An 18,435-nucleotide genomic window follows, 5' to 3' on the forward strand; every position below is an offset into this window, starting at 1 on the left:
CACGGAAGTTAAGCTCTTTAGCGCCGATGGTAGTTGGGGGTTTCCCCCTGTTAGAGTAGGACGTCGCTAGGCAATGAGGAAGATGGATGAAAATCCATCTTCTTTTTTTGTGCTTTTAAAAAGAAGAAAATCAAATAAGGTGGTTTGGCGCATGCCAAACTTCTGATTATGGGTGACTGGGGTGTGAAAGGTGGAGGGTATAGAGCTTGGATCGGGCAGAGATTGGTTGTCGAGATTTAGCGAACGGCCTTTATTTTTGGTTTTAGACTTAATTGAGGTTCGTTTCGACTTAATTCGCTCACATTTTGACTTAATTTTGTGCATTCAGGCTTAATTATGGAAGGGAGATACCCCACTCCGTATGCTTCGAAGATGCGTTTCAACCCCGAAACCCCCTCAACAACCCTCACACAAGAAAAAAGATAGCCACTGCCATCTTCCATCACACGATATTCTTCAGCAAAAGTCTTCAAAACAGTGGTTCAAGCAAACATTCTAGAAGAGACTACCACTCAATTTTCTAACTGGAGCATAACACCAAAAAGGTAGGGAATCTTTTGAGCCGTAATGTTTAGGAACTGTTGGATATAGGGTAATTCTTCTGAAGTATACGTATGAAAAAGTTCGCTCCACCATTCGGTATCGTATCTGCTCAACATACTTAAATTGTAAAGAATCACATAGTGAACCATAAATTCGTTCAATTGTGGAGACTGCAGTAGATCACGGTTAACGGGCAAGTAGTAAGTGTTCTCTAAATGATGATAAGATAGCGGAAAGCAATCAAACGGCTTTAACCGTTCATTCGCCCCAAAAACAAGCTGAATCTCATTTTCACTGCCACTCAAATCGATAGAAAACTTCGACGGAAACAAGCTATTCAAATATTCACGAAATCTTTCTAATGACATATGGAGATGATCATTTGCATTCTTAGGGAGGAAGAAAGTTGACTCATTTTCCTTGTCCATCTTAATAAGATGAACATCACCCTTCATTTGTTTAAATAAAGGACTTAATTCTGGAAGTGTTTGAAGAAGAGAGATCATCGTAAACTTTTCCCCTTCAATATGTTTCATGTGAAACACTTTTTCACAAAAATGATTAAACAGACCTGTTCGTTGTACTTTTACCTCATCATATAGAAATTCGTAACTTCTCTTCTTTCTTTTTCTTGTAGAAAGTCCATGTGCAAGAACTGCGCTTGAATCGGGATAATCAGGATCTTTGCACAATATGCATGCCTTCATGAGCTGAGTCATGCCATAAAACAGGAGAACAGGCTTTAACTCCACAGGTGCTTGTTCGGCGAGTCTATAATATTTCTTGCCATGCTCGATATAGTAAATAAACCCATATGTATTATCAAAGCTTTTGCCGTTTCTGTCATCACAGTTTAACTGATCGTATTGTTTACTTAAGAATTGCTGCGATTTTTGAGAGGAAAAGAACATATCGAATAAAGCCCAAGGGTCATGCTGCATCATCATTTCTCGATCAATCCTCTCTTCGTAAATTATTTGAAAAATCGAACATATTTTGTATTCCTTGACACTAGTGTACCCAGTTGATAATCTACAAATAATATTTTTCAGGAAGATAAATTTGAAGGGGTGGTTAAGGTATGTGGCAAGATAAGTTTGCAAAAGAAGGTTTAACCTTTGATGATGTGTTATTAATTCCAGCGAAATCGTCAGTTCTACCTGGTGATGTTTCGATTAAAACGAGGTTATCTGATACGGTTCAATTGAACATTCCAATTATTAGTGCTGGAATGGACACAGTAACAGAAGCAAACATGGCGATCGCTATGGCTAGACAAGGCGGCTTAGGAATTGTTCACAAGAACATGTCAATTGAAGAACAAGCAGAACAGATCGACCGTGTTAAACGTTCTGAAAGTGGCGTTATCACAGACCCGTTCTACCTAACACCTGAACATCAAGTATTTGACGCTGAGCATTTGATGGGCAAGTATCGTATCAGTGGTGTACCGATCGTTGATGCAGATAAAAAATTAGTGGGAATCTTAACGAACCGTGATTTACGTTTTGTTCAAGATTATTCTATTAAGATTTCAGATGTGATGACAAAAGAAAACTTAGTGACTGCACCTGTTGGCACTACGTTAAAAGAAGCTGAAAAAACACTTCAGCAATATAAGATCGAAAAGCTTCCACTCGTGGATGATGAAGGTACGCTACAAGGCTTGATTACTATTAAAGATATTGAAAAAGTAATTGAATTCCCGAACTCTGCTAAAGACTCACAAGGCCGTTTATTAGTAGGTGCTGCAGTGGGTGTTACGAAGGATGCACTTCTTCGTGTAGAGAAGTTAGTACAAGCGGGTGTGGATGCGATTGTTATCGATACTGCTCATGGACATTCTGAAGGCGTATTGCAAAAAGTTCGTGAGGTTAGAGAAGCATATCCTAAACTAACGATCATTGCAGGTAACGTTGCAACTGCAGAAGCGACTCGTGATCTGATCGAAGCAGGAGCAAGCGTTGTAAAAGTAGGAATCGGACCTGGTTCGATCTGTACAACACGTGTTGTTGCTGGTGTAGGTGTACCACAAGTAACGGCTGTTTATGATTGTGCAACAGAAGCGAAGAAGTATGGAGTACCGATCATCGCAGATGGTGGTATCAAATACTCTGGAGACATCGTTAAAGCGATCGCAGCAGGCGGACATGCTGTTATGCTAGGCAGTATGCTTGCTGGTGTATCTGAGAGTCCAGGAGAGCGTGAAATCTTCCAAGGACGTCAATTTAAAGTGTATCGCGGAATGGGTTCAGTTGGCGCGATGGAGCGAGGAAGCAGCGATCGCTATTTCCAGGAAAATAATAAGAAGCTTGTTCCAGAAGGTATCGAAGGACGCTTGCCTTATAAAGGACCATTGGCTGATACGGTATATCAGTTAATCGGTGGTATCCGTTCAGGTATGGGTTATTGTGGAACAGCAACGATCGATGAGCTTCAAAATGATACCCGATTTGTAAAAATTACGGGTGCTGGTCTTCGTGAGAGTCATCCGCACCAAGTTCAAATTACTAAAGAAGCACCAAATTATTCAGTCTAAAGACACATTTTTAGGACAGAGGTATAACCTCTGTCTATTTTTTTGAAAATGTGTATGGTACAATAACTTTTGTGTGTAAATGGGTTTGGAGGTGCAGTTTTTTGAACAGCAAGATTAAACAACTTTTAGTGGTGACACTGATTTTTTCATTTTTTACGACAAGTTTATTAGGATTTTCAAAGTCAGCAAGTGCGGCACCGTCTTTAGATGTAGCAGCTGAAGGGGCTATACTTGTGGATGCAGAAACGGGGAAAATATTATATCAGAAAAATGCTGATAAGTTACTCGCTCCTGCAAGTATGAGTAAGATGATGACCGAATACCTATTGCTAGAAGCCATTGACAAGAAAAAGATATCTTGGGATCAGAAAACAAGTATTTCTGAATATGCCCATAAGATTTCTCAAAATCGAACGTTATCAAACGTACCTTTACGTGTAGATGAAAAATATACAGTACGTGAATTATACCAAGCGATGGCGATCTATTCAGCTAATGGAGCAACGATCGCATTAGCAGAACTGATTGCGGGCTCTGAAGGCGAGTTCGTTAAAAAGATGAATGCCAAGGCGAAAGAACTAGGGATGAAAGATTTCAACTTCGTTAACTCTTCTGGCCTTAATAATAAAGACCTTTTCGGCAACCATAATTCAGGCAGTGAAACAGACGAGAACATGATGAGTCCTCGTGCTACTGCTATACTAGCTTACAACTTACTTAATGATCATCCAGAAGTATTAGAAACAGCAAGTGTTCCACGTATGAAATTCCGTGAGGGCACTGATGATGAAATTCAGATGGAGAACTGGAACTGGATGCTTCCTGAGCTCAATAGTGGCTACGAGGGAGTAGACGGATTAAAAACAGGATCCACGGATATTGCGGGTAACTGTTTTACAGGGACAGTGAAAAAGGGAGATACGCGCCTTATTTCAGTGGTTATGAAAACAGGAACTCGTTTAGATCGATTTAAAGAAACGAAGAAACTATTTGATTTTGGATTTGCAAACTTTGAAAAAGCGCAGATCCTTCCAGATAACTATCAAGTAAAAGGCAACAAAACAGTTCCTGTCGTAAAAGGTAAGGAAAAAGAAGTTAAAGTTGCTACGAAAGAACCTCTTTCCATGGTGATCAAAAGAGGAGAAAAAGAAAACTATAAGCCTAAATTTGTTATGGATAAGAAGAAGATGACAAAAGAAGGCGAACTGACAGCACCTGTTAAAAAAGGTGAGGTTGTCGGTCATATCAATGTTGAGTATACAGGCAGCGGGGAAGATTACGGCTACCTGCTCGATGGAGAAACAAAAGGTAAGACAGAAGTTGTAACGACACAATCCGTTGAAAAAGCGAACTGGTTCGTTCTAGCATTACGCGGTGTTGGTGGATTCTTTGGCGGACTTTGGTCCGGTGCCGTTGACATGGTTAAAGGCTGGTTTTAATTTAATAGAAATTCATGAAGTTCTTTAGCAAATGCTGAAGAACTTCTTTTTTTCAGAAAATAGAGAGAGCTTGCGCTTTTTATGATTTGCGATAAAATAGATGAGAATACTAGTTTTACCTTAAAACAACCAAAAATTGTTGTTATAACACATATAATTCAGGGGGTAGTAAGCATGTTAAAAACAGGTACTGAACGTGTTAAAAGAGGAATGGCAGAAATGCAAAAAGGCGGCGTCATCATGGACGTTGTAAATGCAGAGCAAGCTCGTATTGCTGAAGCTGCAGGAGCTGTAGCGGTAATGGCACTTGAGCGTGTTCCGTCAGATATCCGTGCTGCAGGCGGAGTAGCGCGTATGGCTGATCCTACAATCACAGAAGAAGTTCTGAATGCTGTTTCTATTCCCGTAATGGCGAAGGCGCGTATCGGACACATCGTTGAAGCGCGTGTTCTTGAAGCCATGGGTGTTGACTACATCGATGAGAGTGAAGTACTAACTCCAGCGGATGAAGTTTTCCACTTATTGAAGAGCGATTACACTGTACCATTCGTATGCGGAGCACGTGATCTTGGAGAGGCGTCACGCCGTATCGCTGAAGGTGCATCTATGCTTCGTACGAAAGGTGAGCCTGGAACAGGTAACATTGTTGAGGCGGTACGCCACATGAGAATGATTCAAGGCCAGATCCGCAAAGTCGTTTCAATGAGCGAAGACGAGCTTATGACAGAAGCTAAGAACTTAGGTGCTCCATTCGAAGTTCTTCTTCAGATCAAAAAAGCGGGCAAGCTACCTGTCGTTAACTTTGCAGCTGGCGGAATTGCAACACCAGCGGATGCAGCACTCATGATGGAACTTGGCGCTGACGGCGTATTCGTTGGATCAGGAATCTTCAAGTCCGAGAACCCAGAAAAGTTTGCTCGTGCGATCGTAGAAGCTACAACTCACTACCAAGACTACAAGCTAATCGCTGAACTATCTAAAGATCTAGGAACGGCAATGAAAGGCATCGACATCTCTACACTAGCTCACGGTGAGCGCATGCAGGAGCGAGGCTGGTAATTCCATGCTTAAAATCGGAGTATTAGCCTTACAAGGTGCGGTACGAGAGCATGTAGCAGCGATTGAAGCAAGCGGAGCAGAAGCTGTAGCTGTAAAGCGTGTTGCTGAGCTAGCAGATCTTGATGGCTTGGTTATGCCAGGCGGCGAGAGTACGGCAATGAGACGTTTAATTGATAAGTATGATTTTCTAGAGCCTTTAAAAGAGTTTGCTCAAAACAAACCGGTCTTCGGTACATGTGCAGGATTGATCTTGATGGCGAAACGCATTCAAGGACAAGATTCAGCACACCTCGAACTGATCGATATGACGGTTGAGCGTAATGCGTTTGGACGTCAGGTGGACAGTTTTGAAGCGGAGCTTATGATACATGGTGTAGGAGAAGATTACACGGGTGTATTTATCCGAGCACCGTTTATCGTTGAAGTCGGACCGGAAGTAGAGATTCTTTCGAAGCATAACGATCGAATCGTAGCAGCTAAACAAGGACATTTCCTATGTGCAGCGTTCCATCCGGAGCTAACCGATGATTACCGACTTCATCAATATTTTGTAAAAATGGTACAATCGGCTAAAGAAGTAGTTGCATAAAATTTAAAAATGCTGTACATTACTATAAAATCATTATAAAAAATCAATGACAGGAACTAGTAGCAAAAATTACTTTGTTTAGAGAGTCGGTGGCTGGTGAAAACCGATCAAGGTATTTTGTGAATCCATCCTCGAGTGAAGAGCTGAACGTTCAGTAAGCTTTTCCGGTGAAGAACCGTTACATGTAATCGAGCCGGCAATAGAAATTCTATTGCAATTAGGGTGGCAACGCGGGTTAACTCTCGTCCCTATTTCTAATTTTTATTAGGAATAGCGGGCGGGAGTTTTTTGTTTTCTCATGTGACATCTAAGGCATGATTGAACTTAACTTCTTTGGAAGGTTGAACGAAGTGTAAGGTGTGAGACTCCTGCGGGATGAGTGAGCAGGTGAGACCCCTAAAAGCGCATAGCGCTAGGAGGCTCACCGCACACCCCGCGGAAAGCGAGCGACCTGAACGTAGTCAACTACTTTCAATAACTGCAAAGCAAAAGAAAACCGTGATTTTTTATAAACTAAAGGAGGACATAAAACATGTTAGATTTAAAATTTGTTCGTGCCAATTTTGAAGAAGTAAAAGAAAAGTTATCTGCACGTGGAGAAGACCTCTCTGGGTTAGATCAGTTCGAAGCGTTAGATCAGCGCCGCCGTGAATTAATCGGTGAAACAGAAGCTTTGAAATCTAAGCGTAACGAGGTTTCTAAGCAAGTTGCAGAATTCAAGCGTGAGAAAAAAGACGCGGATCACCTCATCACTGAGATGCGCGAAGTAGGCGATAAGATCAAAACGATGGACGATGAGCTTCGTCAAGTAGAAGAAGACCTTAACGCGATCATGCTAACGTTGCCTAACATACCGCATGAAAGTGTTCCTGTAGGCGAGACAGAAGATGATAATGTACCTGTACGTCATTGGGGAGATGTTCCTGAGTTTGCTTTTGAAGCAAAACCTCACTGGGATCTCGCAACTGAACTCAATATCGTTGATTTTGAACGTGGAGCAAAAGTGACAGGCAGCCGTTTCGCTTTTTATAAAGGTCTAGGAGCTCGTTTAGAGCGTGCACTTATCAACTTTATGATGGATCTGCACGAAGATGAGCATGGCTACACAGAGGTGCTGCCTCCGTACATGGTTAACCGTCAAAGCATGACAGGAACAGGTCAGCTTCCTAAGTTTGAAGAAGACGCATTTAAAATTCGCGAAGAAGATTACTTCTTGATTCCAACTTCTGAGGTTCCTGTAACGAACATGCACCGAGAAGAGATTCTAACAGCTGACGAACTACCGATCACATATGCGGCGTACAGCGCTTGTTTCCGTTCTGAAGCAGGTTCTGCAGGACGCGATACGCGCGGTTTGATCCGTCAGCATCAGTTCAACAAGGTAGAGCTTGTTCGCTTCGTTAAACCTGAGGATTCTTATGAAGAGCTCGAGAAGCTTACAGGACACGCTGAAAAAGTACTTCAGCTGCTCAACCTTCCGTACCGCGTACTCAGCATGTGTACGGCTGACCTAGGATTCACAGCAGCTAAGAAATACGATATTGAAGTATACCTTCCTAGCTATGGTGAATACCGCGAGATTTCTTCTTGCTCTAACTTTGAGGACTTCCAAGCGCGCCGTGCTCAAATTCGTTTCCGTAGAGATGCAAAAGGAAAGCCAGAATTCGTTCATACGCTAAACGGATCTGGACTTGCGATCGGTCGTACAGTAGCCGCTATCTTAGAGAATTACCAACAAGAAGATGGAACTGTAGTGATTCCAGAAGTTCTGCGTCCATATATGGGTAACAAAGAAGTTATTAAGTAAAAAATGAAGAAGCTGACTCAAAAATGGTCTCTAAAAGGGCTTTTAGAGTCAGCTTTTGTATGTTTAAGGGTGTAAAAGGTTTCAGGTGGTAAGCACTGTTTTAGCGGCGTACGTGTAATAAATAAAAGAACACGTACCGTAAAAATGCACCTCCAAAAAAGGTAAAATAAAAAACAAAAAAAGTTTTTAAAAACCGTTGACACTTTATTTATCATCATGTTATTATAGTTCTTGTCAGTCACACGGAGGTATACCCAAGTCCGGCTGAAGGGATCGGTCTTGAAAACCGACAGGGGTTTAACGACCCGCGGGGGTTCGAATCCCTCTACCTCCTCCATATACATATTCAACCTCATCTGAGTTTCTCGGATGAGGTTTTTTGTTATGTTTTTTTCAAAACTTTAATGGAAGCACAGAAACTGCCATCGTTCATTTTGGAAAAACTCGGAGAAAACCCTAAAATAATTAAACCTTTGATATCAACTTATGTAAGCGCTAACACTTTAAAGCGATAAAATTAAGTATTGACAGAACTTTTAGACAGAGCGTATGATGACAACTATAACTTAATTCAATAATGCAATGCTTATTCAGAGAGACCGAGGGATCAGGCCCTATGACGTCCGGCAACCTCCATATTGGAACGGTGCTACTTCCTGCAGAATGATGATTCATTCTGGAAGATAAGTCGATGTTTACTTATTCGCCCTCTTCCATGAAATGAAGAGGGCTTTTTTATATGGTAAGGGGGAGGACATATGATCGAAATCAAGGACGTGACGAAATTATATAAAGTAAAAGGCAAAGAGATCATCGGAGTGAAAAATGTTTCACTGACGATAGAAAAAGGTGAGATCTTTGGCATTGTAGGATATAGCGGGGCTGGGAAGAGTTCGTTGCTGCGCTGTCTTAATTTATTGGAAAAACCAACATCAGGAGAAATCAAAATCGATGGCATCTCCATTACGAAGCTAGGGAAAAAGGAGCTGCGCTTGGAGCGTCTTAAAATCGGTATGATCTTTCAGCACTTTTATTTGATCAGTGCGAAGACGGTTTTTGAGAACATCGCTTTCGCTTTAAAAGCAGCCGGGAAAACGAAAGAGGAAATCAACCGTAAGACATACGAGCTTTTGAAGATGGTGGGATTAGAGAATCAAAAAGATCAGTACCCTTCTCAGCTGAGTGGTGGCCAGAAACAGCGAGTAGGCATCGCGAGAGCTCTTGCCAATGACCCGAAGGTTTTACTTTGTGATGAAGCTACTTCAGCTCTTGATCCGAATACAACGAGATCTATTCTTTCCCTTCTGAAGTCCATCAATAAAAAATTAGGAATTACGATCGTGCTGATCACTCATGAGATGGAAGTGGTAAAAGAAATCTGCCACCGAATGGCCATCATGCAGGATGGGGAAATCATCGAGTCGGGAGATGTGTATAACATTTTTGCTAACCCAGAAAAAGAGCTTACTAAAACGTTTATCAGCTCTGTGATTCAGATGGATCTACCAGAACCGCTCCTAAAGAACAGAAAAGGGACCGTCATCAAGATACAGTTTAAAGGGGCCATTGCAGAAGAAGCCGTAGTTTCTGAGCTTTTCCAAAACTTTAGTGTAAAAGGAAATATCCTTCACGGTAAGATCGAATATATTCAAGACACGCCGCTTGGAATCTTCATCATGGAACTAGTCGGTGAAGAGGCAGAAGTAAAGCGAGCGATTTCGTATATTGAAAGTCGCATAGAAAATCTTGAGGTGGTGAAACAAGTTGCTTGATTCTATTTTAAATATCCTTCCAGATTTGAATAAAGCATTTTTTGAAACATTATATATGGTCGCCATATCACTAGGTGTTTCATTAATTGTTGGTCTACCGCTGGGAATCATCCTGTTTGTTACCGACAAAGGTCTGTTGTTTGAGAATGTGTGGATCAAGCAGATAGCAGGCATTCTTGTGAACTTGGTCCGCTCTGTACCATTCATCATTTTATTAGTCGCTTTATTACCGTTGACTCAACTCATCACCGGAACAACGATCGGACCAACTGCAGCATCTGTCTCTTTATCCGTCGCAGCCATCCCTTTCTTTGCGAGGCTCGTAGAAACCTCTTTACGAGAGATCGATAAAGGAGTGATCGAAGCGGCCGTTGCAGTGGGCGCTACGCCATGGATGATCATACGTGAAGTACTCCTTCCAGAAGCGAAGCCGGGAATCGTTCAAGCGATAACGGTAACCGCAATCAGCTTACTTGGCTATTCAGCCATGGCAGGCATCGTCGGCGGCGGAGGAATCGGCGACTTCGCGATCCGCTTCGGTTACTATCGCTACGACAACATGATCATGCTCACAACCGTCATACTACTAATCGTAATCGTCCAGCTCATGCAAGTCATCGGAGACGGTGCAGCAAAGGCAGTGAATAAACGATAAGCTAAGTTTTAATTTTTATTATTGCTGTTTTAAAAAGACTTCATTGACAAGTTGATTGGAGTGCAAGATGCGAGACTCCTGGGGGATCAGCGGGACAGGTGAGACCCCGCCAGCGCAAAGCGCTAGGGAGGCTCACCGCACGCCCCCCGGAAAGGGAGCATCTGGAACGGAAATCAACCACTCACAAAAACATCATGTATTTGCAAAAAAACGATTTTAAAAGGGGATCATCATGAAAAAAATCATACTTACACTACTAACAGCTCTGCTCGCTTTCGGCTTAGCAGGATGTTCATCTTCATCAGATGCATCAAAAGATAAAGAAGTAACCCTTGGCGCAACAGCAGGACCATACACAGACATGGTCAACAAAGCCATCAAGCCCTCACTTGAGAAAAAAGGATATAAAGTAAAAGTCATTGAATTCAGCGACTATATCCAACCAAACATGGCATTATCAAAAGGCGATCTAGATGCTAACCTTTTTCAACACAAAGTGTACATGGAGAATTTCACAAAAGAAAAGAACTTAAAGCTTTCAGAAGTCATCATCGTTCCAACAGCACCGATGGGCCTCTATTCTGAGAAATTCAAATCGGTTAAGGACATAAAAGAAGGCAGCACGGTCGCGATTCCAAACGATCCTGTTAACTTAGCCCGCACGTTGCTCATGCTTGAAGATGCAAAACTGATCACTATTAAAGAGGGAATCAACGAACTAACAGCTTCTGAAAAAGATGTTCAGGATAACCCTAAGAAGCTTGTGTTCAAACCATTAGAAGCGGCGCAGCTTCCACGTGCTGTACAAAGTGCAGATGTTGCAGCTGTACCTGGTAACTTTGCACTCGCAGCAAAGATGGATTTATTAGATGCGATTCAATTAGAGAACATGCCGGACACGTACCGTAACCGTGTTGTGGTGAACACGAAGGATGTTGATTCTGCATTCGCAAAAGATATTAAGAAGGTAGTGGAATCGAAAGAGTTTGAAGAAGTGATCGATAAGGAGTTCGAAGGCTTCGGAAAACCAGAATGGATGAAGAAATAAAATAAAACAAAACCCCGGGCTCATAAGAATGAGAACCGGGGTTTCTATGTTTATAAGCGAACTTCTCGTTTCGCTTCAATCTTTTGTGCGATTTTTTCTACGATGTGATCGATGGATTCAGGATTGTCTCGAAGATCATAGTCATTGATATTCACGCGGAGTACAGGACAAGAATTAAAAGAAGCGATCCACTTTTCATAGCGGTCGTACATCTCTTCCCAGTAAGAAACCGGTGTTTCTTGCTCCATTTTACGGCCGCGTTTTTGAATACGAGCTAAGATATCATCAAGAGAGCCTTCTAAGTATATCAAGCAATCAGGCTGTGGGAAGTATGGCGTCATGACCATCGCTTCAAACAGGTGAGTATACGTTTCGTAATCTACATTAGACATGTTGCCTTTATCAAAGTGCATGCGAGCAAATATACCTGTGTCTTCGTAGATGGAACGGTCTTGCACAAACCCTCCGCCATAATCGAACATTCTTTTTTGCTCTTTAAAGCGTTCTGCTAAAAAGAAGATCTGCAGGTGAAAGCTCCAACGCTTAAAATCATGATAAAAGTTTTCTAAGTATGGGTTGTTATCCACTTTCTCCATGGATGTGCGAAACTTTAATTTTTCAGCAAGTGCATTCGTAAACGTAGATTTACCCGCACCGACCATACCTGCCACTGTAATGACAGCATCATTTGGGATTCCGTATTGTATGAGCTTACTCATCGCGCAACTTCTCCTTTTTTCAGAGTTGCATCGATTAAGGAAAAGATTTTCTCTTTATCCGCTTCATACGCAACAAAATCTAACTCATCTCCGTTAAACGAGAGCACAGGAATCTCCGGGTGCTGCTTCTTAAAGGCAGTCATGAACGTCTCGTAATCTTCAGCTAACTGTTCTAAGTACGCAGGCTCCATATTTTGCTCGATAAAACGTCCGCGCTTACGCACGCGGTGCAGCAACGTATCAAGGCTAGCGTTTAAATAGATGATCACGTTCGGAACAGGCATATCCTCAGTAAGGATATCAAAGCACTGCATGTATTTATGAAGATTTCCGTCTTTTAGCGTTCGTCCGGCAAAAATACGGTTCTTAAAAATATGATAATCAGAAACGACAGGTATCTGTTTAGATAAATACTGCCCTTGAATCTCTTCAAGCTGTTTATACCTGTTGCAAAGAAAGAACATCTCGGTTTGAAAACTCCACTCATCGATGTTGTCGTAAAATTTTCCGAGAAAAGGATTCTCCTCTACAATCTCTTTCAATAATTGAAAGTTATAGTGCTCGGCAATAGCTTTTGCGAGCGATGTTTTCCCTACGCCAATCGGCCCTTCAACTGCGATAAAGGGGGTTGAACTCATCTTCCTTTTCCTCCCTTATAAATAACAAACGAAAAATTACAGACAAAGAATATTGTAGCATACGTTTGGAAAAGGTGGTGAGATTATCGGTAAAAAGTTAATGGTAAATATGCTATTTAGTACATCGTTTTATGTTTGTTTTCATTCGCCTGATCAATGATCGCTTTTAAATCTAAGTCTGCGCTCTTGCTGATATCGGCATTCAATGTCTTTTCCATTAATAGTAAGGCTCTTTCGTTATCTTCTTCTATATTAGAAGCGGAACAATCAGAAGGTGCATAAAGTGTAAAACCTCTCATGTAAGCATCGTTCGCTGTAAAGAGGACACAGATGTTACCCGCCACACCGCATAATATTAAAGTTTGTATTCCGAGCTCATTTAATAAAGTTGATAAAGGTGTAGAAAAAAATCCTGAATGCTTTGGTTTGACGACAAAGAAGTCGTCATCGTCAGGCTGTAACTTTTTAACGAATTCACCACCGGATTGTGTCGAGCAATAGTCGACGAGCTTGTGCTTATCTGACTGCCATTGTCCAAAGTTATCGTTCACATAAATAACCGGGATGTTTTCATTTTTAGCTCGCTTTTTCAAATCAAGAATCTTATCGGCAATCGGTGCAGAAGTTTTTAATAAGAGCGGCGCCTCAGGAAAATTAAAGTCGTTGATCACGTCAATAATAAGCATAGCGACAGGAACTTTGTTGTCCTCGTGTTGATGAAGTTTCTCCATAACGATCTCTCTCTTTCTTTTTAGCTTTAGCTTTTATTAAAAATCCCGAGTATCATCTATATAAAAGAAGTAAATTTTAATCTATTCAACCATTCCTTTCTTTATTATTAGCAAAACCTCTTGTATAATCTCTTACAACAAAAACTTTGGAGCGAAAATAATGGAGATTTTAGAAAAAGACCAATATTACATGGAGCTTGCTCTACAGGAAGCGCAAAAAGCAGCAGATATCGGAGAGGTTCCCATTGGGGCAATTTTAGTCATGGACGATCGTGTAGTGGCAAGAGCTCATAATCTGCGTGAAGCCGAACAAAGAGCAATCGCTCATGCGGAGCTTTTAGCCATTGACGAGGCTTGTAGAGAAAAGGATGCCTGGCGACTTGAAGGCGCAACGCTATACGTAACGCTTGAACCGTGTGCAATGTGTTCAGGCGCGATTGTCCTCTCTAGAGTAAGTCGTGTTGTGTACGGAGCGGCTGATCCTAAAGGAGGCTGCGCGGGAACGTTAATGAACCTGTTACAAGAAGATCGCTTTAATCACCAATGTGAGGTTGTAGCGGGAGTAAAGGGTGAAGCATGTGGTCAAATTCTTTCACGTTTTTTTAAAAACCTTCGGGATCGTAAAAGGAAGGAAAAGGAAGAGCGGAGAAAGGAGCTTTAGTGCTCCTGCGGTTGATTTTTTTAGAAGGACATAGTATACTAAATCTTGCACATTTAGTTGTGCATCTAACAATGTTATACACTTTGTCGCGCTAGATGGGGAGGTAGCGGTGCCCTGTACTCGCAATCCGCTGTAGCGAGGTTGAATTCCTCTCCTCGGCTAGTTCAACGTATGGTCTGACGGACGTAAGTGGTGTTGATGTCCGGGTCCTGCGCAACGGAGACCCATGAACCCTGTCAGGTCCGGAAGGAAGCAGCAGTAAGTGGACCACTTCGTGTGCCGTGGGGCAACCTGGACTGAGCTAACTGCGTTTGTACGCATAGGTTGACTATTCCAAAGAGAGGTGCGCGGCATTCTAATATATAAACAATAACTCACCCTTGTTTCAGGGGTGAGTTTTTTGTAATGTTTCAGTATAATATAGAAAGAATGCATGTGATTTAAAGGAGGCAAAGGGATGAGTTATCAAGCGCTCTACCGCGTATGGAGGCCACAGAGCTTTGAAGATATGGTCGGGCAGGAACACATTACAAAAACGATTCAAAATGCCTTGATGCAGGACAAGCTTTCCCATGCCTACCTGTTTTCAGGACCACGAGGAACGGGTAAAACAAGTGCGGCGAAAATTATAGCGAAAGCCGTTAACTGTGAACGGGCTCCAGTATCTGAGCCTTGTAATGAATGTGACGCTTGTAGAGGAATCACGAACGGCTCGATATCCGATGTACTTGAGATCGATGCCGCGTCTAATACAGGTGTAGATGATATAAGAGATATCCGGGACAAAGTAAAGTTTGCGCCGTCCTCTGTTACGTACAAAGTCTATATCATAGATGAAGTACATATGCTTTCAACTGGTGCATTTAACGCACTGTTAAAAACATTAGAAGAACCGCCGAGCCATGTTATTTTTATTCTGGCAACAACAGAGCCGCATAAAATTCCAGCAACGATCGTTTCCCGATGTCAGCGATTTGATTTTAAGCGGATATCTTCACAGTCGATTATCGGACGTATGAGGCAGATCGTCGATTCTAACGGTACCGAAGTTGATGAAGAAGCTCTGCAACTGCTAGCAAGAGCAGCTGAAGGTGGAATGCGTGACGCATTAAGTTTGCTCGACCAAGCGATCTCCTATAGTGATGAAAAGGTTCGAGTGGAAGATGTTCTGTCTGTAACCGGCTCAGCTTCACAAAAGCATCTTTCTGAGATGGCAGAAGCGTTTTTAGAAAAAGATGTTTCAAAAGCTCTTACATTATCGACAGAACTTTTACATGAGGGAAAAGATCCTGTTCGATTTTTAGGAGACCTTATCTACTATTACAGAGACATGCTTCTATATAAAACGGCACCTCAATTAGAAGAGCTGTTAGAGCGGGTCTCAACGGATGAAGATTTTGCACGATTAGCAGATGCTACAGCTGCAGAAGACATCTATTCGATCATCGGTCAGTTAAATGCCGCACAGCAAGAGATGAAATGGACGAACCATCCTAAGATTTTCTTAGAGACAACGTTCATCAAGATTTGTTATCAAAAACAAGAAGGGATCTCGTCACAAGCGGGGAATCCTTCTGTTGAACCGTTAATGCAAAGAATCGAACAACTAGAACAAGAACTAAAAAAGATGAAAGAAAGCGGCTGGTCATCTAATGGTTCGTCCTCCCAGACCGAAGCGGAAGCTCCAAGAGAGAAGCGAGTGATACGAGGACAAGGCGGAGCATCACAGACGCAAGTGAAAGAGATGCTCAAAAAAGCAAAGAAACCAAACCTTGTTCAGCTTAAAGGGATGTGGGGAGAGATCTTAGATAAGATCCGTTCTGAAAAAGTAAGTGCCTATGCTCTTCTTTCAGGGGCAGAGCCGGTAGCTTGTTCAGATCAAATCTTTTTGCTGGCATTTCAGCATGAAATTCACCGTCAAATGGCATCTCAAGAGAACAACAGAAGCTATGTTGAAAGCGCAGTTTATAGTACAATAGGAAAGAACCTGTCCATGCTATCCATATTGGATCCAGAATGGCAGAAACTAAAAGCTGATTTCATTAAAGAGCAACAGCAAGGTCAGCCTTCTTCTGAAGAAAAAGAAAAAACAGAAGACCCTCTCATCGCAGAGGCGATCAAATTGGTTGGCGATGATTTAATTGAGATAAAAGAAGAGGAAGAATAAAAGGAGGAATTGTACGATGATGAAAGGCAACATGAACAATATGATGAAACAAATGCAAAAAATGCAGCGTGACATGGCGAAAGCTCAAGAGGAATTAAAAGATAAAGTGATCGAAGGTACAGCTGGTGGCGGTATGGTTACCGTTAAAGCGAACGGTCACAAAGAAATCATCGACATTATCATTAAAGAGGAAGTTGTAGATCCAGATGATATCGACATGCTTCAAGACCTTGTGTTAGCAGCTACGAATGATGCACTTAAAAAAGTAGACGAATTAGTATCACAAGACATGGGCAAATTCACAAAAGGACTCAACATTCCTGGAATGTTCTAGGAATATGCTATGCATTATCCTGAACCGATCTCAAAACTGATTGAAAGCTTTATGAAATTGCCGGGCATCGGACCGAAAACGGCGGTTCGCCTGGCATTTTTCGTATTGGAAATGAAAGAAGATGACGTGCTTGATTTTGGACGAGCACTCGTTAACGCGAAACGTCAGCTTATCTATTGTTCCAACTGCTTTCATATTACTGACCGTGATCCTTGTATGATCTGCGATGATTCAAGCAGAGACCGAACGACGATCTGTGTCGTCCACGACTCCAAGGACGTTATTGCGATGGAAAAAATGAAAGAATACCGAGGACTCTATCATGTTCTCCACGGTGCTATCTCGCCAATGGACGGCGTAGGACCAGAGGATATTAAAGTCGCAGAACTGTTAAAGCGTCTAACAGATGAAGGGATTCAAGAAATTATCATGGCTACTGATCCGAACATTGAAGGAGAAGCCACTGCCATGTATATCGCAAGACTCCTAAAACCAACGGGTATTAAGATTACTCGTATTGCTCACGGCCTCCCTGTAGGTGGAGACTTGGAATATGCGGATGAAGTAACGCTATCCAAAGCGCTTGAAGGAAGAAGAGAAATCTAACTAAAGGGGTTGCTTGCATGTTTTTTTCCCGAAAAGGGCGATTGAAGCGATCCGGAGATGAAGAGCTGCTTCAAAGTCTTGATGAGCTAAAGATAGACTGGATGCATCAAAAAGAAATGGTGGAACGCAGTGTCGAACCATCTGAAGAGGTTATCTTTAAGCTTCAACTAGCAGAATCAAAATACTTCTTCTTATTAAAAGAAGCAAAAAAAAGAAACGTGACGACCAGCAAGTTAAAATAACTGCTGGTCTTTTTTTTGGACAACTCCCATACAATGACTAGTAAATAACTAGGATGTTGTATAGGAGGAATCACATAATGGAGCCAATAACGGTAATCGCTATTCTTGGAACGATCATCTTCGTCCTGCTTTTAGTAGGTGCTCCAATGCGACCAATACGCTGGATCGGATTCGGCATAACTCGCTTTTGTATTGGTGCACTGTTGCTTTTTTTATTAAATGCGATCGGAAACTCATATGATATTCATATTCCGATCAATGCGTTTACTGCGTTGATCTCTGGAATTGCTGGATTACCCGGCATAGCCTCACTAGTAGCTATTGAATTCTTTATCTTAAACTAGAGGTTCATACGATTTCTTAAACTGAGGTTTAGAGAGCGATAATAAGCTTTCTAAACCTTTTTTCATTTATTTAAAGTAATTTCAAAATAACTATTGACCTTAAATCACAATACGTGATATATTAGTTCTTGTCGCCGCGACACATGAAACATTGTTGCAGGCGGGAAACAAATTTTAAAAAACGGTTGACTTCTTATTATAAAGATGTTATCCTAATAAAGTCGCTAAAACGAGCGGCGAACAAAAACGAAACACACAGTTCTTTGAAAACTGAACAAAAGAAATAGGTAAGGAATTAAGAATTAATTCCGTCAGTAATAAAATCGAGCAAGACAAACACTTTTATGGAGAGTTTGATCCTGGCTCAGGATGAACGCTGGCGGCGTGCCTAATACATGCAAGTCGAGCGAATGAAGAGGAGCTTGCTCCTCTGATTTAGCGGCGGACGGGTGAGTAACACGTGGGTAATCTGCCTGTAAGACGGGGATAACTCCGGGAAACCGGGGCTAATACCGGATAATAAGAGAAGAAGCATTTCTTCT

Annotated in this window: 18 protein-coding genes, 1 tRNA gene, 2 rRNA genes, 1 other RNA gene, 1 riboswitch and 1 other annotated feature; of the genes, 18 read left to right on the forward strand and 4 right to left on the reverse strand. The window is 41.8% G+C overall.

What is annotated here, in order from left to right:
- Window positions 1-72, forward strand: a 5S ribosomal RNA gene (gene rrf / locus I5J82_RS20700); the annotation flags it as partial.
- 440 nt (window positions 73-512) lie between these two features.
- Here the strand turns inward: rrf and I5J82_RS20040 are convergent.
- Complete coding sequence (locus I5J82_RS20040) at window positions 513-1,490, reverse strand: YaaC family protein (protein WP_198769467.1); 978 nt, start codon at window positions 1,488-1,490, stop codon at window positions 513-515.
- Between the two features lie 134 nt (window positions 1,491-1,624).
- On the opposite strand from I5J82_RS20040, the gene guaB reads away from it, so the two are divergent.
- The 9 genes from guaB to I5J82_RS20085 all read left to right on the forward strand — a co-directional run bounded on the left by guaB (window position 1,625) and on the right by I5J82_RS20085 (window position 11,451).
- On the forward strand, window positions 1,625-3,082 hold the full coding sequence (gene guaB, locus I5J82_RS20045; RefSeq protein ID WP_198769468.1) for an IMP dehydrogenase: 1,458 nt from the start codon (window positions 1,625-1,627) through the stop codon (window positions 3,080-3,082).
- A gap of 128 nt (window positions 3,083-3,210) precedes the next feature.
- Window positions 3,211-4,521, forward strand: coding sequence for a D-alanyl-D-alanine carboxypeptidase family protein (locus I5J82_RS20050; RefSeq protein WP_332873692.1), 1,311 nt, complete (start codon window positions 3,211-3,213; stop codon window positions 4,519-4,521).
- A 174-nt stretch (window positions 4,522-4,695) separates the two neighbouring features.
- Window positions 4,696-5,580 carry a pyridoxal 5'-phosphate synthase lyase subunit PdxS gene (gene pdxS / locus I5J82_RS20055; protein WP_198769470.1) on the forward strand — a complete coding sequence of 295 codons (885 nt, stop codon included), beginning with the start codon at window positions 4,696-4,698 and terminating at the stop codon, window positions 5,578-5,580.
- 4 nt (window positions 5,581-5,584) lie between these two features.
- Complete coding sequence (gene pdxT, locus I5J82_RS20060; protein WP_198769471.1) at window positions 5,585-6,169, forward strand: pyridoxal 5'-phosphate synthase glutaminase subunit PdxT; 585 nt, start codon at window positions 5,585-5,587, stop codon at window positions 6,167-6,169.
- 37 nt (window positions 6,170-6,206) lie between these two features.
- Window positions 6,207-6,422, forward strand: a binding site (T-box leader).
- A 279-nt stretch (window positions 6,423-6,701) separates the two neighbouring features.
- Window positions 6,702-7,976 (forward strand): serine--tRNA ligase, encoded by a 1,275-nt coding sequence (serS, locus tag I5J82_RS20065; protein WP_198769472.1) that lies wholly within the window; start codon window positions 6,702-6,704, stop codon window positions 7,974-7,976.
- Between the two features lie 244 nt (window positions 7,977-8,220).
- Window positions 8,221-8,313 (forward strand) — tRNA-Ser (locus I5J82_RS20070).
- 246 nt (window positions 8,314-8,559) lie between these two features.
- A riboswitch (SAM riboswitch) is annotated at window positions 8,560-8,666 on the forward strand.
- A 68-nt stretch (window positions 8,667-8,734) separates the two neighbouring features.
- A complete protein-coding gene (locus tag I5J82_RS20075) occupies window positions 8,735-9,748 on the forward strand; it encodes a methionine ABC transporter ATP-binding protein (RefSeq protein ID WP_198769473.1) in 1,014 nt (337 codons plus the stop codon).
- Between the two features lie 55 nt (window positions 9,749-9,803).
- The gene (locus tag I5J82_RS20080; protein WP_198769480.1) at window positions 9,804-10,403 is read left to right on the forward strand and encodes a methionine ABC transporter permease; all 600 of its coding nucleotides are present in this window, start codon (window positions 9,804-9,806) and stop codon (window positions 10,401-10,403) included.
- A 232-nt stretch (window positions 10,404-10,635) separates the two neighbouring features.
- Complete coding sequence (locus I5J82_RS20085; protein ID WP_198769474.1) at window positions 10,636-11,451, forward strand: MetQ/NlpA family ABC transporter substrate-binding protein; 816 nt, start codon at window positions 10,636-10,638, stop codon at window positions 11,449-11,451.
- A 50-nt stretch (window positions 11,452-11,501) separates the two neighbouring features.
- Here I5J82_RS20085 and I5J82_RS20090 read toward each other — a convergent pair whose 3' ends face one another.
- The 3 genes from I5J82_RS20090 to I5J82_RS20100 all read right to left on the reverse strand — a co-directional run bounded on the left by I5J82_RS20090 (window position 11,502) and on the right by I5J82_RS20100 (window position 13,539).
- Window positions 11,502-12,170, reverse strand: a complete 669-nt coding sequence (locus I5J82_RS20090; protein ID WP_198769475.1) for a deoxynucleoside kinase — start codon at window positions 12,168-12,170, stop codon at window positions 11,502-11,504.
- A complete protein-coding gene (locus I5J82_RS20095) occupies window positions 12,167-12,808 on the reverse strand; it encodes a deoxynucleoside kinase (RefSeq protein ID WP_198769476.1) in 642 nt (213 codons plus the stop codon). The genes I5J82_RS20090 and I5J82_RS20095 overlap by 4 nt, the downstream gene beginning before the upstream one ends.
- A gap of 116 nt (window positions 12,809-12,924) precedes the next feature.
- Window positions 12,925-13,539, reverse strand: a complete 615-nt coding sequence (locus I5J82_RS20100) for a cysteine hydrolase family protein (protein WP_198769477.1) — start codon at window positions 13,537-13,539, stop codon at window positions 12,925-12,927.
- 160 nt (window positions 13,540-13,699) lie between these two features.
- Here I5J82_RS20100 and tadA point away from each other — a divergent pair, with 160 nt between their 5' ends.
- From tadA to I5J82_RS20140, 8 genes are all read left to right on the forward strand, one after another.
- Window positions 13,700-14,200, forward strand: coding sequence for a tRNA adenosine(34) deaminase TadA (tadA, locus tag I5J82_RS20105; RefSeq protein WP_198769478.1), 501 nt, complete (start codon window positions 13,700-13,702; stop codon window positions 14,198-14,200).
- Between the two features lie 86 nt (window positions 14,201-14,286).
- Window positions 14,287-14,551: signal recognition particle sRNA large type (gene ffs, locus I5J82_RS20110), an RNA gene on the forward strand.
- Window positions 14,552-14,657: 106 nt separating this feature from the next.
- Window positions 14,658-16,367: a DNA polymerase III subunit gamma/tau gene (gene dnaX / locus I5J82_RS20115; RefSeq protein ID WP_198769479.1), complete on the forward strand. Its 1,710-nt coding sequence runs from the start codon at window positions 14,658-14,660 to the stop codon at window positions 16,365-16,367.
- A gap of 16 nt (window positions 16,368-16,383) precedes the next feature.
- A complete protein-coding gene (locus tag I5J82_RS20120; RefSeq protein WP_370630164.1) occupies window positions 16,384-16,701 on the forward strand; it encodes a YbaB/EbfC family nucleoid-associated protein in 318 nt (105 codons plus the stop codon).
- A 9-nt stretch (window positions 16,702-16,710) separates the two neighbouring features.
- Entirely contained in the window at window positions 16,711-17,307 is a 597-nt protein-coding gene (recR, locus tag I5J82_RS20125; protein ID WP_066242586.1) for a recombination mediator RecR, read from the forward strand.
- 17 nt (window positions 17,308-17,324) lie between these two features.
- Window positions 17,325-17,549 carry a YaaL family protein gene (locus I5J82_RS20130; protein WP_066390458.1) on the forward strand — a complete coding sequence of 75 codons (225 nt, stop codon included), beginning with the start codon at window positions 17,325-17,327 and terminating at the stop codon, window positions 17,547-17,549.
- Window positions 17,550-17,626: 77 nt separating this feature from the next.
- Complete coding sequence (locus I5J82_RS20135; RefSeq protein ID WP_066390460.1) at window positions 17,627-17,893, forward strand: pro-sigmaK processing inhibitor BofA family protein; 267 nt, start codon at window positions 17,627-17,629, stop codon at window positions 17,891-17,893.
- A 341-nt stretch (window positions 17,894-18,234) separates the two neighbouring features.
- Window positions 18,235-18,435: ribosomal RNA gene (locus I5J82_RS20140) — 16S ribosomal RNA — on the forward strand; the annotation flags it as partial.

It is taken from the genome of Fictibacillus halophilus, assembly GCF_016401385.1.
GTDB classification, from domain to species: Bacteria; Bacillota; Bacilli; order Bacillales; family Fictibacillaceae; genus Fictibacillus; species Fictibacillus halophilus.